This window comes from Pusillimonas caeni (genome assembly GCF_003545815.1).
Taxonomy (GTDB): Bacteria; Pseudomonadota; Gammaproteobacteria; order Burkholderiales; family Burkholderiaceae_B; genus Pusillimonas; species Pusillimonas caeni.
On sequence record NZ_PDUW01000005.1, the window covers coordinates 60,043 to 73,683 of the forward strand.

Sequence of the window (13,641 nt, forward strand, 5' to 3'; positions counted from 1 at the left end):
CCCAAGCGCGACACGCCCCCGCCTGATGAACAGGCGGGGCATGCCGCCCATACCGTCCACCGGCAGGGGCCGGGCATGCCTTTCGTCGCCGAGCCGGACGAACTGGCCCGCGAAGTGCCCATTGCGCTGGAGTACAACGGCATTTCGCACGCCACGGTGCTGGCCACGCCCTGCGATCTCGAAGACTTCGCCTTCGGTTTTTCGTACACCGAAGGGGTGGTGCGATCCGCCCGCGACATCTACGACGTGGAACTCGCCACGCGCGACAAGGGCATCGTGGTTCAGCTGACGATCGCCAGCGCCTGCCTGAACCAGCTCAAGCTCAGGCGCCGCAGCCTGGCGGGCCGCACCGGCTGCGGCCTGTGCGGGCTGGAAAGCCTGGACGAGGTGCAGCGCACGCTGCCCGCGCTGCCGGCCCGGCCGGCTTTTGTCCATGCGCGGGCGGTATCGGCGGCGGTCGAGGCGCTGCGCGACCTTCAGCCGCTGCACCTGGAGACGGGGGCGACGCACGCGGCGGGCTGGGCCGATCTGCAGGGCCGCATACAGGCCGTGCGCGAGGATGTCGGCCGCCATAATGCGCTGGACAAGCTCATCGGCCATTTGCTGCGCGAAGGCCACGATACGTCGGCGGGCTTTGCCGTGATTTCCAGCCGCGCCAGCTTCGAGATGGTGCAAAAGGCGGCCTCGGCGGGTATTTCCGCGGTGGTCGCGGTGTCGGCCCCCACCACTTATGCGGTGCAGATGGCCACCGACCTTAATGTGCTGCTGGCCGGTTTTGCGCGCAAGAACGGCTTCACCGTTTATGCGCATCCCGAATTTCTCATTTCTTACGAATCACCATGAACAATATCGACCACCTGATCCAGATGGCCAATCGCATCGGCGATTTCTTCGAAGCCCTGCCCGATCGGCAAGAAGGCCTGGACAGCATTGCAGACCACATCAAGAAGTTCTGGGAGCCGCGCATGCGTACCGCGATGCTGGATTTCCTGGCAGAGCATCCCGAGGGCCGCACGGAAAGCGCCGAGCTGAGCGAGATCGTCAAAGAGGCGATTGTTAACAATCGCGAGAAGCTGACGCCTAGAGTGGTGAGTTAGCATTTCGCATGGCGCAAAAAACCCTTTAAGGGTTTTTTTGCCGGGGCGCCGAGCCATGGGGGTCCGGCTGCAAAAAAGGCGGCAATCATGCCGCCTTTTTGTATAAAGTGCTAAACGCTATTCCACCGGATCCTTCACCCGGTAGACCAGCACCGCCGTACGCGCCAGGCCAAGCACCTTGACGGTTACGCTGCCCAGCAGCAAGCGCGACAGGCCCGTGCGGCCGTGGCTGCCGATGAAGATGAGGTCGCAGCCGTTGTCGGCGGCGGCTTGCACGATGCCGTCGGCTACGTTGAAGCTGGACACGGTTTGGGAAGTGGCCGTGACGCCCGCGGTGGACGCACGGTCGAGAACCGCCTTGAGATACTTTTGCGCCTGTTCGGCGGCCGTCTTCTCGTAGTCTTCGTCGGTGATGGCGTAGGCTGCCGCCATGCCATCGAAGCCGACCGTGGCGGCAAAGGGCTGCGTCACGTACAAGGCAACGACTTCGGCACCGATCTGACGCGCCAGGCAGACGCCCTTGTTGGCGGCCTGCGCCGCGAGAGGCGAACCATCGGTGGGGATGAGTATCTTTTTAAACATTGCGGTTCCCGTGGTTGAAAGATGCTTCTATCCTAGCCATAACCGCGTCAAAAACATACAGGTAATAACGCGGATGTTTGCGTCTGGTCAACTTCAAGCCAACCAGAGCCCAGGGCCTAGGGCCTGTTGACACTAGCCGCCCTTGGCCGCGCGGTAAAGCGTGGTACAGCGGGTGCCGGTGCGGCAATAGGCCAGCACCGGGGCCGGAAGTTCTTCGAGCAGCTGGCTGAAGCGTTCGACATCCTGCTGCGTCATGGCGCCGCTGACGACGGGCTGATATTCCACCTGCAGGCCGGCGGCGCGCGCAGCGGCCATCACGTCGGCCGAAGTGGGTTGATCGGCCCCGCCTTCGAAATCGGGCCGGTTGATGATGACGCTTTTATAGCCGGCTTGCGCGACCGCCTGCATGTCGTCGGGCCTGAGCTGGGGCGCCACCGCGAAATCGGCGCTGAGCGGGTTGAGAGGGACTGCCATTGCATTTCTCCATAGTTGTTCGGTGCCTTGCACCCATGGCTTCGGCGCTGGATGCGGCGTGAAATCAGGCGTCGTGCCCGAAGCGGGCACGACGTGCTTGTATTCTGTTTTCCTGCAGCCAATGTCCGGCCTCGTCTCCGGCCAGCACATTGAATTCTGCGAGGCGCTGGCGGCCCAGAGGGTCGGTGGCGTCGGCGTAGGCGGCCGGATGGCACATCAGCAGATCGCCGTCCCGCATGTGCCGCAGCCAGTTCGGCAACAGGCGGCGATAGGCCGCCTCTTCGCCTCGAAAATCATACACTCCCGCAAACCGGGCATTCAAGTGAAATCCGTATCGACGGGCACTGTGATTGAACGTCGCCGCACCCAGGGCCTGGATGATCATCGCCTTGGCCCGTTGGCCCGCGGGCAGCCGTGGAACCGGGCGCGTGCTGCGCAGCCATGGCCTCGACCGGCCTGTGAAACGCCGAGCCAGCACGTCGAGCAGGACATGGCGAATTTGCGGCAGCTGGTGGACATGCTGGTGGCCATCGACGAAGTCGGGAGCCCTGCCAAGCACGGATTCGAACGCTTCGAGCTGATCGAGAATCTGGTTGCGAACCACCTCGCCGTCGAGCCGGCGGCCATAGGCGCGGCGGATCAGCACCGGCAGAGGCAGGTACAATCCCGGCTGCCCCAGAGCTTCGGTGAAGTTCAGGTGCAGGCCCGCCTGTATGCCCGTCTCGGCCAGGGCCGGCGCATGCCGCGCGAAGGTGGGGCCCTGCGACAGGCAGCTCGCGGCGCTGAGACGGCCCTGGGTAGCCAGGCGTATGATGCCGGTGTCGATGGCCTCGCTCATGCCGAAATCATCGGCGCACAGAACCACCCGCTTGATCCCCTTGTCGACGCTCAAACCCTCTTTCGGAAACCGCTGCACATGATCAATCTGTTCAGGCAGATAGGCTGGTTCGTGGCCACGGGCTGCGCCGCCGCCCTGACCCACTGGCTGGTGGCGGTGCTGTGCGTGCGCGAATTCGGCCTCGATCCATTGCTGGCCAATCTGGCCGGTTGGCTGGTGGCCTTCTGCGTGTCTTTTCTGGGTCATTACAACTTTACCTTCAGGCATCAACGCGGGCCGTGGGCCAGCGCCGCGTGGCGCTTCTTCGTGGTGTCGGCCGTGGGTTTCTGCGTCAATGAACTCTCTTACGCCTATCTGCTTCGCGCCACGGCCGTCCGCTACGACCTGCTGCTGGCGATGATACTGATCGGCCTGGCGATGTTGACCTTCATTCTAGGGCGATTCTGGGCGTTCCGTCATAAAGCGGGACGCGCATGAACCGCCCTTGAACTGGATGGCGGTTTCGTGAGGCGGAAAAGGAAAACGAAGCCGGCAAGCGTCGCGGAGAAGGCGGCGCCCGACGCCGCCCGCACCGGCCATGCCGGCGCCACTATTGATTGATGGCGCGGTTGACCGCCTGGGGCCGCCGGTCGGCGGCGAAGAATTCGGGCTGTGTCAGCGATATGCGCTGGCCGAGGCCCTGACCCTTGTGGGTGCGGACCAGGTACAGGGGACGGTTCTTGACCTCGCCGAATATGCGGGCGATGTATTCGCCCAGCACACCCATTGAAATGAGATTGATGCCGGCAAAGAACAGCACCACCGTGATCAGCGAGGCCCAGCCCTGAACCGGATCGCCGTGGATGAAGTACTTGACGACGATGAACAGCCCATAGGCGAAGGACAGCAGCGACAGGCAGATGCCCGCCATGCTGAGCAGGCGCAGCGGCCAGGTGGTGAACGAGGTAAGGCCGTCGAGCGCAAAATGGAAAAGCTTGAACGGCTTGAAGCTGGTGGTGCCGTACAGGCGCTGCGGCGGCGCATAGGCGTAGGGTTCGGTCTTGAAGCCGACCCAGGCGAAAAGCCCCTTCATGAAGCGGTTGCGCTCGGGAAGCAGCAGCAGGGCGTCGACCACCTTGCGGTCCATGAGGCGGAAATCGCTGGCGTTCTCGGGCACGGTCAGGCCGCCCGACGTACGCATGAGCCGGTAGAAAAACTTGGTGCCCAGCCGCTTGAAGATGGATTCGTCTTCGCGCGTGGCCCGCACTGCATAGACCATGTCGATGCCCTGCTGCCAGCGCTTGAGCATGGGGGCGATGAGGGCTGGGGGATGCTGCAGGTCGGCATCGAGCGTGACCACGACCTGGCCATGCGCGGCCTCGAGCCCCGCGCTGAGGGCGGCCTCTTTGCCGAAGTTGCGCGACAGCTGCAGATAGACCACTTGCGGATGCTGCCGCGCGAGTGTTTCCAGGAGCTCCTGCGTGCCGTCCGTGCTGCCGTCGTCGACGACGATGATTTCGAATGCGGTCGCCAGCGGCGACAGGGCCGAAACCAGGCTCGGAACCAGCACGCCGAGATTGGCCGCTTCGTTGAGGCAGGGCACGACACAACTGATGGAGGACGGATGTTCGGAAATCTTATCGGGCATGGAAGGGCTCGCGAGCGCAAGCACTGTAACGAAACTTGCAACTATAATTAACAACTTGAATTCAAGCGTGTTGCGTCCAATGTAGAGCACTCCAGGCAACCATGCAATGAAAACCGGTCGAATCTAGGGTAAGCCTGTATGCGTGACGCCACAAAAACGTAACAGCGGCGGGCAGTTACGGATTTTGGACGAAGAAACGATTCCCCTGCCATATGCCGATTGCCGCCGCGATGCCGCATTGACGTCAAGAGGCCTTTTGTTTAAGATTCATTGTAAATATATCTTTATGTTCGCGGCGCCGGTCCAGCCTCATCGTTGACCGCCCGCGTCTTCCTCTTGACGCTTTATCGGAGCCGCGCATGGCCACTCGAGACGAAATCTGCACCGAAGACGAGATCGCCACGCTCGTTTACAGCTTTTACGACCGCGTGCGCGCCGATGCAAAGCTCGGGCCCATCTTCGATGCTCACATCAGCGACTGGGACACCCACCTCAAGAAGATGGTCAGCTTCTGGTCCTCGCTGATGCGCGGCACGGGCACGTATAATGGCACGCCCATGCCCAAGCACATCGCCCTGCCCGACCTCAGCGCCGAGCTCTTCCAGCAGTGGCTGGCCCTGTTCCACGACACCACGCAAACCCTGCCCAACCGCGCTTTCGCCCAAAGGGCCGAAGACTTCGCCCATCGGATCGCGCGCAGCCTGTGGTATGGCTATCAATTGCACAACCAGCCCGACCAGCCTCTTACAGAAGTCTTTTCATGACCAAGGCCAGAGCCATCCCGGTTTCCTTGCACGAACCCGGCGAACCCCTTCCCCGGGGACCGCGGCTCGAGGCTTTTCTGGAGCTGGGGTTTCGCCCCCTGTATATCGCGGGCTGCGCCTGGGCCCTGCTCTCCGTCGCGCTATGGATCTATGCGCCGCAATGGCTTTCCGCGCCGCTGAGTGGCGTGGCCTGGCATGCGCATGAAATGCTGTGGGGCTTCGTCGCCACCATCGCGGTGGGCTTCCTGCTGACGGCCAGCGCCACCTGGACGGGCGTCAATCCCCTCAAGGGGCTGCCCCTGGCCGCCGCCTGTCTGCTATGGCTCGTGGCCCGCATCGGCTATCTGGCCGGCGGCAATATCGCCTTCTACGTTGCGGCGGCGGCCGAAACCGCTTTTTTCCTGCTCAGCGCCCTGGCGCTGCTGCGGGTCATGTTCAAAGGCAAAAGCAAGCGCAACTATGGCATTCCCTTCCTGGTATTGGGCCTGGGCATCGCCAACTGCCTGTACCTGCGGGCATCGCTGTCGGGCAATTACATGGTGCTGATGCAGCATTTCGAAACCGGCCTGATCTGCATGGCCGTGATCGCCCTGCTGGTGGCGCGGCGCGTCATTCCCTTCTTCGCCATGCGCGCCATTCCGGGCCTGGCCATACCCATGCTGACGCGCAGCGGCCAGGCGCAGATGGTTCTGGGCATCCTGGCGATCGTGCTGGGCCTCGCCGGCCAGAAAGCCCCCATGGCGCTGGCGCTTGCGGCAACCGGTCTCGTCGGCCTGTACCAGATCGCCAACTGGAAGCCGCAAGCCGTACTGCGCAAGCCCATACTCTGGATTCTGTATCTGGGCTATGCGGCCATGGGCCTGGGCCTGCTGCTCGCGGCGGCTCATGTGGCGGGCTTCGGCTCGGCGGCCTTTGCGCGCGCAGCCGTCCATGTGCATGTCATCGGCATGGCGGGCTTTTCGGTGCTGATCATCGGCATGGTCACGCGCACCGCCCTGGGCCATCTGGGCCGCCCGCTGCAACTGGATCAAAGCATGGTGGCCAGCTACTGGCTGATGCTGCTCGCCGTGGTTCTGCGGCTGGCTGCCCTGGTTCCGTCCAGCGCCATGCAGCCGCTGCTGCATGCGTCGGCCGCCGCATGGGTGGCGGCCTTCATTCTGTATTTGTGGCGCTTCGCGCCCCTGCTTATAAGGCCCCGTCTATGAGGCTTACCCAGCACAGCGACTACGCCATGCGCCTGCTCATGTATGTGGGCGGGCACCCCGACAGGCTTTGCACCATCTCGGAAGTGGCCCGGGCCTACGGCATTTCCGAACCCCATCTCATGAAGGTCACCCATCGCCTGAGCCAGCATGGCTGGCTCGAAACCGTAAGGGGCAAGAACGGCGGCATGCGCCTGGCCATGCCGCCCCAGGATATCCGCCTGGGCGCCGTGGTGCGCGACACCGAGGCCGACCTGGCGCTGGTCGAGTGCCTGGGGCCCAACAACAGCTGCACGCTGGTCGGCGGCTGCGGCCTGACAGGCGTCGTGCATGGCGCGCTGCAGGCTTTTCTGCAGCACCTGGATCAGTACACTTTGGCCGATATCCTGAGCAAGGCGCCGACAGAAGACGCCTCGCCGGCTCAAGTCGTGAATTGGGTTAAATAAAGCCGGGGGCTTTTTTGCCTTGTGCGGCCCGGCGGCAAAAAAAACAAGGGCGGCCGTGCCGCCCCGTTGCTTCAGACGATCAGGTCGCAGCGCACCGTGATGGGATGCGCCCGCAGGTCGGCCATGACGGCGTCGTCGACCTTGCCTTCGACATCGGACACCACATAACCGATCTGCCCAAGCGTTTGCAGCTGCTGGCTGACGATGTTGAGCCCGTGCTCGGCCATCAGGCTGCTGAGCGTGCCCATGGCGCCGGGCAGATTGCGATGCACGTGAAGAATGCGGGCCGCGCCGGCGGGCTCAATGTAAGGCACTTCGGGGAAGTTGACCGCGCCCTTGGTGGTTCCGCTCTGGATGAAGCGCACCAGCTTCTCGGCGACCTCTTTGCCGATGTTCTCTTGGGACTCCTGCGTGCTGCCGCCGATATGGGGGGTGAGGATGATGTTGCGCATGCCGATGAGCGGACTGTCGAGGGGTTCGTCCACGCTCTTGGGTTCGGTGGGGAACACGTCGATGGCCGCGCCCGACAGATGCCCGGCCTGCAAGGCCTCGCGCAATGCGTCGATATCGACCACGGTGCCGCGCGACGCATTGATGAGGATGGCGCCCTTGCGCATGGTGGCCAAGGCTTCGGCATCGATGATGTTGCGGGTGCCGCGGCCGCCCGGCACGTGCAGCGTGACCACGTCGGACTGGGCCAATAGCTGCTTGAGCGTGGTGCAGGCGCGCGCATTGCCCAGCGGAAGCTTGGCCTCGATGTCGTGGAACAGCACCCGCATGCCGACGGCCTCGGCCAGCGTGCCCACTTGCGAGCCGATATTGCCGTAGCCGACGATGCCCAGGGTCTTGCCGCGCGCCTCGTAGGCGCCTTCGGCGGTCTTGTCCCAGAAGCCATGGTGCACCCGGTCGTTTTTTTCGGGTATGCGGCGCAAGAGCAGTATCGACTGGCCCAGCACCATTTCGGCGACCGAGCGGGTATTGGAGAACGGCGCGTTGAACACCGGCATGCCGCGCAGCATGGCCGATTCGAGATCGACCTGGTTGGTGCCGATGCAGAAGCAGCCGATGGCGCGAAGCTGCGGCAGATCGGCCAGCAGCGCGCCGTCGAGATGAGTGCGGGAGCGGATGCCCACCAGGTGCGCGTCGCGCAATTCGTCGCGCAGCATGTCGGGCGGCAGGGCCGAAGCGTGAGTCGTGATGTCGTCAAAGCCCGCCGCTTCGAATACTTCGCGGGCGCTTGCATGGATATTCTCAAACAGAACGATACGAGTCATGTGTGCCTTTCCAGAGCTAACGGCCAAAAGCATATTGTGACGCATAGCGCCGCTTTCGTCGCCCACGGCCCTTCGACGATAAGGGGTAAAGCTTGTTATGATAAAGTCACGCACGATGGGCCATACCGCCCGTCTTCGGCACCGGCGCACGCAACGCGCCACACGCCCATCCATCTCTAGAACCGCCATGATCACGACCGACGAACTCACCTGGACGGACGCTTTCCTCGTCGGCTATCCGCCGATGGACGACACTCATCGCGAATTCGTCGATATCGTGGGCGCCATGCTGCAAGCTCCGGACGAAGCCCTGCTGGGCCGCCTGAAAGAACTCATCGTCCACAGCGAGCAGCACTTCTCGCAAGAAGAAGCCTGGATGCAGAAGACCAGCTTCCCCGCCACCGAATGCCACACCAACGAGCATAATGCCGTCCTGACCTCGATGCGCGAAGTGGCCGCCTACGTCGAAGGCGGCGGCGCCCCCGACGAAGCACGCCGCCTGGCCGTCGAACTGGCGCGCTGGTTTCCCGGCCATACGGACTATCTCGACGCATCGCTGGCGCAGTGGGTGTCCAAGAAGCAATTGGGCGGCGTGCCCATCGTCGTGCGCCGCGGCGTAGCCAACCACGACGACGCCTGACCGGCGTCAGGCCGACGCGGCCGGCTTTGGCCGCCGCCGCGCTGGCGGCGACCGCCGCAGCCGCGCAAAGCTTACACGGGCAGGTCGAACAACAACACCTCGGCCCGTTCCGCATCCGACAGAACCACCTGCGATCCGTCATCGATGGTGGCGGCATCGCCCGCCGAAAGCTTCACGCCATTCACGGATAGACCGCCGCGCGCTACGTGCACATACACGAGGCGCCCCGGCGCCGGCTCGTGCACCAGCGGCCTGTCGCCTTGCTCGAGCAGGGAGGCATAGACGCTGGCATCCTGGTGAATGCGCACAGAGCCGTCCCGGCCGTCGGCCGAGGCGATCAGGCGCAGCCGCCCCCGCTTCGACTCGGAATCGAAATACTTCTGCTCGTAGCTGGGCTGGACGCCGGCGACATCGGGCATGATCCAGATCTGCAGGAAGTGCACCGGATCCGTTTCCGAATGGTTGAACTCGCTGTGCCTGACGCCGCTGCCCGCGCTCATGCGCTGCACGTCGCCATGGCGGATGACCGAGCCCGTGCCCATGCTGTCCTGGTGCGCCAACTCGCCATCCAGCACATAAGAGATGATTTCCATGTCGCGATGGCCATGGGCGCCGAATCCCTTGCCCGGCTGCACGCGATCTTCGTTGATGACGCGCAAAGGGCCCACGCCCATGTGGCGCGGGTCGTGATAATCGGCGAACGAGAACGTATGCCGGGAGCTGAGCCAGCCGTGCTCGGCAACGCCCCGCTCTTCGCTTCTTCTGATGGTAAGCATGGGGATACCTCCGTATGTGTTGATGCCTACCATTCTATTGGCCTTCAGGACGAACAAATAGCCCTGGGTTCGGTTATTATTATTTCAATTTTGGAACAATGGGCCGATGCCATGCCTCTGACAGCCAATGATCTGATTCTTTTCGCCCATGTCATCGAGGCCGGCAGTTTTTCGCAGGCTGCCGAGCGCACCGGCCTGCCGAAATCCACGTTGTCCCGCCGCATCATGCAGCTCGAGAATCAACTGGGCGAACGCCTGCTGACGCGCAGCACGCGCAAGCTCGCCATCACAGACTTCGGCGAACGCATCCTCGAACATGCGCGCCGCCTGCTCGACGAAACTGAAGCGGCCAAATCGCTGGCCCTGCATCGCCAGGTGATTCCTCAGGGAACGCTGCGCGCGTCCCTGCCGCCCGAGTTCAATGAACTGTCGGTGGTGCCGTTGATCTGCGAGTTCCGCCGCAGCTATCCGCAGGTCAGGCTGGAGCTCGACCTTTCATCGCGGCGTGTCGACCTGATTGCCGAGCGCTTCGACGTCGCGGTGCGCATCGCCGACCGCCTGCCCGACGACGGCACACTGATCGCTCGCCAAATCGCCGTGCTTCGCAATGCCCTGTACGCCAGCCCCGCTTATGTGTCCGCGCACGGCATGCCCCGCGAACCGGCCGACCTGGCAAAGCACACGGGGTTGATGGTGATTCCCAGCAGCGGAGAAGCCCAGCCCTGGCGCCTTTCCCGAGGCGCCGAACAATGGCAGGGCGCCCCCGACTGCATACTGCCCTCGAACAGCATGGGCCTGCTGCAGGCGCTTGCCATCGAGGGGATGGGCATCGTGGGGCTGTCCGAAAGATTCGCGCGCGCCCACACCGAGTCGGGCGCCCTGCTGCCGGTGCTGCCGGAATGGTCGCTGCCCACCATGACAGTGTGGTGCGTCATGCCGGGCCGGCGGCTGCTGCCCGAGCGCACACGCGCCTTCGTCGAACTCTTCAAGAAAGTGCTGGAAGAAAGGCCCTAGGCCTTTGCCGGCTTGTAGGCGATTGCCTTGATCTCGATCAGCAGGTGGGGATGCGGCAATTGGTGCACGGCCACCGTGGTGCGCGTCGGGCCGTCGACATCGAAGTACTGGCCATACACTTCGTTGTAGCCGCCGAAATCGTTCATGTTGACGAGATAGCTGCTGATCTCGACCACGTCGGCCAGCGATGCCCCTTCGCTGGCGAGGATGTCCTTGATGTTCTCGATGACGGCCCGCGTCTGCTCGCGGATGTCGAGCTGGGTGGTGCCCATGGCATCTGCCTGCGCGCCCACGATGCTGTTGTCGGGACGGCGCGAGCTGGTTCCGGACACGAACAGGAAATCTCCCGCGCGGCGGATGTGGGGGAACTTGCCCCGAGGGGTGGCCTTGCCCGCCACGAGTCCGGTGTTGGACGCTTGATTCAAGATGCTTCTCCTATCCAGTTGAGTTGTAGTCGCACGAGTATAGGAAGGCAGCCCCGGCAACGTCAACGCGGCGCCGGCACATCCGTTGCGGAAGCGCTTGCCGCTGCGCCGCTCTGGCATCAACCGCCCTCGGACCATGCCGCAAAAATTCGAGAAATCCCATACAATGGCACACGCATGAAAACAACAACCATTATCATTACTGTTTAAAACGCCTCTCTTGCGGGCCACTTCATCGTAGAAAAGTACCATGTCCGGTTTTCTGGCTTTCATGCTGACGCTCGCGGGCGCCGCATGCTTTTATCTGGGGTGCCGCCACCAGCGCTGGCGCCTCAACCCCCTGCCGCTCAAGGCGGCCGCGCCGGCCTCGGCGCTCTTGCTGCTTCTGGGCCTGGCGGCATGGACACACGCCACCCGGCTCGACACGGGCATATTCATCTTCCTGACGCTGCTGATGCTTCTCTGGTCCTGCTTTCCCTTCGTGGGTATCTACAAGAGAGGCCGGCAATGAGCCATACACGCAGCAAGGAAGCACCACGCCACGCAGGCCGCGCCAAACAACGCAACGACCTCGGCAAAGGCTGGCTGGGCAAGACCCTGGCGGGGAGTCTGTGCGGCTTGGCCCTTGCCTTGATCGCCAGCGGCTTTTTCATGCTGCCCGACACCAAGCACAACACCGTCTACGACAAGTACCAGATCGCCATGTGGATGGTGCCGCCGATCTGGCTGGCGGTGCTGTCATTCTGCTATCTGTTCCGCGACGCGCTGCGCGCCTGGCTCTGGCTGGGCGGTGCAAGCGTGCTGGGTTTCGCACTGTTCAAGGTATTGGCCCCATGAAGATCAGGAAAGACGTCCTCGACATCTACAAGGCGGTCCACACCTGGACGGGAATCATTGCCGGGCTCGCCCTGTTCGTCGCCTTCTACGCCGGCGCCTTGACCGTGTTCAAGCACGATCTGGCGGCCTGGGTGGCGGCCCCCGTGCAGGACGCCGGCCCCGTCGACGTGAACGATGCCGGCCGGCTCATGGAAGAAACACTGAGGGCGCGGCCCGACGCGGCGAAGGATCTGACACTGAACCTGCGCGCCACCGATGCCGAGCCCGCCCAGCTTTCATGGAAGACTCCCGATGGGTCGCGGCAGTATCTCGCGAACTTCGATGCCTCGGGCGAGCTGATGGTCCGCGAGCGCGAACCCACGGCGGTCGCCGACCTGGTCGACAATCTGCACCGCACGGCGGGCTTCGTGCCCGGCGACGTCGAGCTCGGCATTCTCGCCATCGGCTTCATCGCCATGATGTACGGCCTGGCGCTGGTGTCGGGCCTGATCATCCTGCTGCCCAGCCTGGTCAAGGACGTGTTCGCCCTGCGCCTGGGCAAGAACCTGAAGCTGATGTGGAAGGACTCCCACAACGCCGTCGGTTTCTTCAGCCTGCCTTTCCACCTCGTCATTGCATTGACCACGGTGGTGTTCGCATTTCATGACCAGATCTACGATACCCAGGACGTCTTCATCTATGAAGGCGCGATGATGGATCAATGGACTCTGCCCCCTCCGCGGGTGGCCGCGCCCAGCCTGGCCGCTGCGGCGCCCGGCACGGCGGCGGCATCCACCCCCGGCGGCGCCGCGCCGGGCGCACAATCCGCCGCGCTGGCTTCGCCGGCAAGAATGCTGGCCGACCTGCGCGAGCTGTCCCCGGGCTTCGAGCCGCATTACATGCATTACCGCAATCTGCAGGGCGAACGCCCCACTGTGTGGGTCCATGGGGTCGACCCCGATTACATGATGCGCTATGACGCCTTCGCCATCATGCAGCCCTACACGGGCGAGATCGTCAACGCCAGCTATCTGCCCGGCCATACCGATGGCTGGACCAGTTGGCTCACTGTCTTCTTTGCCCTGCACTTTGCCACCTTTGGCGGCGCGGCCGTGCAATGGATCTACTTTCTGCTCGCCATCAGCGGGGCCTTCCTGTTCTATTCGGGCAATCTGCTCTGGATAGAGTCGCGCCGGCGCCGCGCGCAGAATGCGGGCCTGCCGGAGCAGAAGACCTCGGTGCGGGTCATGTCGGCGCTAACCGTAGGCGTCTGCCTGGGCTGCATCGCGGGCGTCTCGACCAGCCTGGCGGCGGGCAAATGGCTGCACGGACACGTCGCCAGCCTGAACACCTGGCACGTCATCGTGTACTACGCCGTGTTCTTCCTGAGCATTGCCTGGGCCTTCGCGCGTGGCGCCTCGCGCGGCGCTGTGGAGCTGCTATGGCTTGGCGCCGCGGCAACGGCCGCCATTCCCCTGACCAGCCTGCTCGGATGGCTCGCGCCCGCCTCGGGGCTGTGGGCCAATACATCGCCAGCGGCCACGGCGGTGGACATCGGCGCCCTCGCGGGCGCGGCATGCCTGGCATGCATGGCCCGCGCAACCCGCCGGCGCCAGAAGCACGGCCAGCCCGACAGCGTCTGGGCGCTGGCACGGGCGTGACGGGC

Annotated in this window: 18 protein-coding genes; 11 read left to right on the forward strand and 7 right to left on the reverse strand. The window is 63.8% G+C overall.

What is annotated here, in order from left to right; genetic code table 11:
• Nucleotides 1–75: 75 nt before the first annotated feature.
• Both fdhD and CSC67_RS12170 read left to right on the forward strand, forming a co-directional pair.
• Nucleotides 76–843, forward strand: coding sequence for a formate dehydrogenase accessory sulfurtransferase FdhD (gene fdhD, locus CSC67_RS12165; protein ID WP_425337653.1), 768 nt, complete (start codon nt 76–78; stop codon nt 841–843).
• Nucleotides 840–1,097 (forward strand): formate dehydrogenase subunit delta, encoded by a 258-nt coding sequence (locus CSC67_RS12170; protein WP_118994805.1) that lies wholly within the window; start codon nt 840–842, stop codon nt 1,095–1,097. The genes fdhD and CSC67_RS12170 overlap by 4 nt, the downstream gene beginning before the upstream one ends.
• Nucleotides 1,098–1,214: 117 nt before the next feature.
• Here CSC67_RS12170 and CSC67_RS12175 read toward each other — a convergent pair whose 3' ends face one another.
• From CSC67_RS12175 to CSC67_RS12185, 3 genes are all read right to left on the reverse strand, one after another.
• On the reverse strand, nt 1,215–1,679 hold the full coding sequence (locus CSC67_RS12175; RefSeq protein WP_118994806.1) for a universal stress protein: 465 nt from the start codon (nt 1,677–1,679) through the stop codon (nt 1,215–1,217).
• 132 nt (nt 1,680–1,811) lie between these two features.
• The gene (locus CSC67_RS12180) at nt 1,812–2,153 is read right to left on the reverse strand and encodes a protein tyrosine phosphatase family protein (RefSeq protein ID WP_118994807.1); all 342 of its coding nucleotides are present in this window, start codon (nt 2,151–2,153) and stop codon (nt 1,812–1,814) included.
• A 64-nt stretch (nt 2,154–2,217) separates the two neighbouring features.
• Nucleotides 2,218–3,045 carry a ChbG/HpnK family deacetylase gene (locus tag CSC67_RS12185; RefSeq protein WP_245220216.1) on the reverse strand — a complete coding sequence of 276 codons (828 nt, stop codon included), beginning with the start codon at nt 3,043–3,045 and terminating at the stop codon, nt 2,218–2,220.
• A gap of 24 nt (nt 3,046–3,069) precedes the next feature.
• On the opposite strand from CSC67_RS12185, the gene CSC67_RS12190 reads away from it, so the two are divergent.
• A complete protein-coding gene (locus CSC67_RS12190; RefSeq protein ID WP_118994808.1) occupies nt 3,070–3,468 on the forward strand; it encodes a GtrA family protein in 399 nt (132 codons plus the stop codon).
• Between the two features lie 112 nt (nt 3,469–3,580).
• Here the strand turns inward: CSC67_RS12190 and CSC67_RS12195 are convergent, their stop codons facing one another.
• A complete protein-coding gene (locus CSC67_RS12195) occupies nt 3,581–4,618 on the reverse strand; it encodes a glycosyltransferase family 2 protein (RefSeq protein ID WP_118994809.1) in 1,038 nt (345 codons plus the stop codon).
• 359 nt (nt 4,619–4,977) lie between these two features.
• On the opposite strand from CSC67_RS12195, the gene CSC67_RS12200 reads away from it, so the two are divergent.
• From CSC67_RS12200 to CSC67_RS12210, 3 genes are read left to right on the forward strand one after another with little or no spacing between them, the layout of a single operon-like run.
• The gene (locus tag CSC67_RS12200) at nt 4,978–5,382 is read left to right on the forward strand and encodes a group III truncated hemoglobin (RefSeq protein WP_118994810.1); all 405 of its coding nucleotides are present in this window, start codon (nt 4,978–4,980) and stop codon (nt 5,380–5,382) included.
• Nucleotides 5,379–6,587, forward strand: coding sequence for an NnrS family protein (locus CSC67_RS12205; RefSeq protein WP_118994811.1), 1,209 nt, complete (start codon nt 5,379–5,381; stop codon nt 6,585–6,587). Before CSC67_RS12200 ends, CSC67_RS12205 begins: the two co-directional genes overlap by 4 nt.
• Nucleotides 6,584–7,030, forward strand: coding sequence for an RrF2 family transcriptional regulator (locus CSC67_RS12210; protein ID WP_118994812.1), 447 nt, complete (start codon nt 6,584–6,586; stop codon nt 7,028–7,030). The genes CSC67_RS12205 and CSC67_RS12210 overlap by 4 nt, the downstream gene beginning before the upstream one ends.
• Nucleotides 7,031–7,101: 71 nt before the next feature.
• Here the strand turns inward: CSC67_RS12210 and serA are convergent, their stop codons facing one another.
• The gene (gene serA / locus CSC67_RS12215) at nt 7,102–8,304 is read right to left on the reverse strand and encodes a phosphoglycerate dehydrogenase (protein WP_118994813.1); all 1,203 of its coding nucleotides are present in this window, start codon (nt 8,302–8,304) and stop codon (nt 7,102–7,104) included.
• A gap of 187 nt (nt 8,305–8,491) precedes the next feature.
• On the opposite strand from serA, the gene CSC67_RS12220 reads away from it, so the two are divergent.
• Entirely contained in the window at nt 8,492–8,944 is a 453-nt protein-coding gene (locus CSC67_RS12220; RefSeq protein WP_118994814.1) for a hemerythrin domain-containing protein, read from the forward strand.
• Between the two features lie 71 nt (nt 8,945–9,015).
• Here the strand turns inward: CSC67_RS12220 and CSC67_RS12225 are convergent, their stop codons facing one another.
• On the reverse strand, nt 9,016–9,720 hold the full coding sequence (locus tag CSC67_RS12225) for a pirin family protein (protein WP_118994815.1): 705 nt from the start codon (nt 9,718–9,720) through the stop codon (nt 9,016–9,018).
• A 111-nt stretch (nt 9,721–9,831) separates the two neighbouring features.
• On the opposite strand from CSC67_RS12225, the gene CSC67_RS12230 reads away from it, so the two are divergent.
• Nucleotides 9,832–10,734 carry a LysR family transcriptional regulator gene (locus tag CSC67_RS12230; protein ID WP_118994816.1) on the forward strand — a complete coding sequence of 301 codons (903 nt, stop codon included), beginning with the start codon at nt 9,832–9,834 and terminating at the stop codon, nt 10,732–10,734.
• Here CSC67_RS12230 and CSC67_RS12235 read toward each other — a convergent pair.
• Nucleotides 10,731–11,159 carry a RidA family protein gene (locus CSC67_RS12235; RefSeq protein WP_118994817.1) on the reverse strand — a complete coding sequence of 143 codons (429 nt, stop codon included), beginning with the start codon at nt 11,157–11,159 and terminating at the stop codon, nt 10,731–10,733. The two genes, CSC67_RS12230 and CSC67_RS12235, sit on opposite strands and share 4 nt — an antisense overlap.
• Before the next feature lie 250 nt (nt 11,160–11,409).
• On the opposite strand from CSC67_RS12235, the gene CSC67_RS12240 reads away from it, so the two are divergent.
• The 3 genes from CSC67_RS12240 to CSC67_RS12250 are packed head-to-tail and all read left to right on the forward strand — an operon-like array spanning nt 11,410 to nt 13,636.
• Nucleotides 11,410–11,670 (forward strand): hypothetical protein, encoded by a 261-nt coding sequence (locus CSC67_RS12240; protein WP_118994818.1) that lies wholly within the window; start codon nt 11,410–11,412, stop codon nt 11,668–11,670.
• Nucleotides 11,667–11,996 carry a hypothetical protein gene (locus CSC67_RS12245; protein ID WP_245220217.1) on the forward strand — a complete coding sequence of 110 codons (330 nt, stop codon included), beginning with the start codon at nt 11,667–11,669 and terminating at the stop codon, nt 11,994–11,996. The genes CSC67_RS12240 and CSC67_RS12245 overlap by 4 nt, the downstream gene beginning before the upstream one ends.
• Entirely contained in the window at nt 11,993–13,636 is a 1,644-nt protein-coding gene (locus CSC67_RS12250; protein ID WP_245220218.1) for a PepSY-associated TM helix domain-containing protein, read from the forward strand. Before CSC67_RS12245 ends, CSC67_RS12250 begins: the two co-directional genes overlap by 4 nt.
• Nucleotides 13,637–13,641 lie beyond the last annotated feature (5 nt).

What these genes read in the sequence shown, in the direction of transcription:
- fdhD (WP_425337653.1), top strand. Translation starts at nt 76, where the DNA reads ATGCCTTTCGTCGCCGAGCCGGACGAACTGGCCCGCGAAGTGCCCATT.
- CSC67_RS12170 (WP_118994805.1), top strand. Translation starts at nt 840, where the DNA reads ATGAACAATATCGACCACCTGATCCAGATGGCCAATCGCATCGGCGAT.
- CSC67_RS12175 (WP_118994806.1), bottom strand. Translation starts at nt 1,679, where the DNA reads ATGTTTAAAAAGATACTCATCCCCACCGATGGTTCGCCTCTCGCGGCG.
- CSC67_RS12180 (WP_118994807.1), bottom strand. Translation starts at nt 2,153, where the DNA reads ATGGCAGTCCCTCTCAACCCGCTCAGCGCCGATTTCGCGGTGGCGCCC.
- CSC67_RS12190 (WP_118994808.1), top strand. Translation starts at nt 3,070, where the DNA reads ATGATCAATCTGTTCAGGCAGATAGGCTGGTTCGTGGCCACGGGCTGC.
- CSC67_RS12195 (WP_118994809.1), bottom strand. Translation starts at nt 4,618, where the DNA reads ATGCCCGATAAGATTTCCGAACATCCGTCCTCCATCAGTTGTGTCGTG.
- CSC67_RS12200 (WP_118994810.1), top strand. Translation starts at nt 4,978, where the DNA reads ATGGCCACTCGAGACGAAATCTGCACCGAAGACGAGATCGCCACGCTC.
- CSC67_RS12205 (WP_118994811.1), top strand. Translation starts at nt 5,379, where the DNA reads ATGACCAAGGCCAGAGCCATCCCGGTTTCCTTGCACGAACCCGGCGAA.
- CSC67_RS12210 (WP_118994812.1), top strand. Translation starts at nt 6,584, where the DNA reads ATGAGGCTTACCCAGCACAGCGACTACGCCATGCGCCTGCTCATGTAT.
- serA (WP_118994813.1), bottom strand. Translation starts at nt 8,304, where the DNA reads ATGACTCGTATCGTTCTGTTTGAGAATATCCATGCAAGCGCCCGCGAA.
- CSC67_RS12220 (WP_118994814.1), top strand. Translation starts at nt 8,492, where the DNA reads ATGATCACGACCGACGAACTCACCTGGACGGACGCTTTCCTCGTCGGC.
- CSC67_RS12225 (WP_118994815.1), bottom strand. Translation starts at nt 9,720, where the DNA reads ATGCTTACCATCAGAAGAAGCGAAGAGCGGGGCGTTGCCGAGCACGGC.
- CSC67_RS12230 (WP_118994816.1), top strand. Translation starts at nt 9,832, where the DNA reads ATGCCTCTGACAGCCAATGATCTGATTCTTTTCGCCCATGTCATCGAG.
- CSC67_RS12240 (WP_118994818.1), top strand. Translation starts at nt 11,410, where the DNA reads ATGTCCGGTTTTCTGGCTTTCATGCTGACGCTCGCGGGCGCCGCATGC.
- CSC67_RS12245 (WP_245220217.1), top strand. Translation starts at nt 11,667, where the DNA reads ATGAGCCATACACGCAGCAAGGAAGCACCACGCCACGCAGGCCGCGCC.
- CSC67_RS12250 (WP_245220218.1), top strand. Translation starts at nt 11,993, where the DNA reads ATGAAGATCAGGAAAGACGTCCTCGACATCTACAAGGCGGTCCACACC.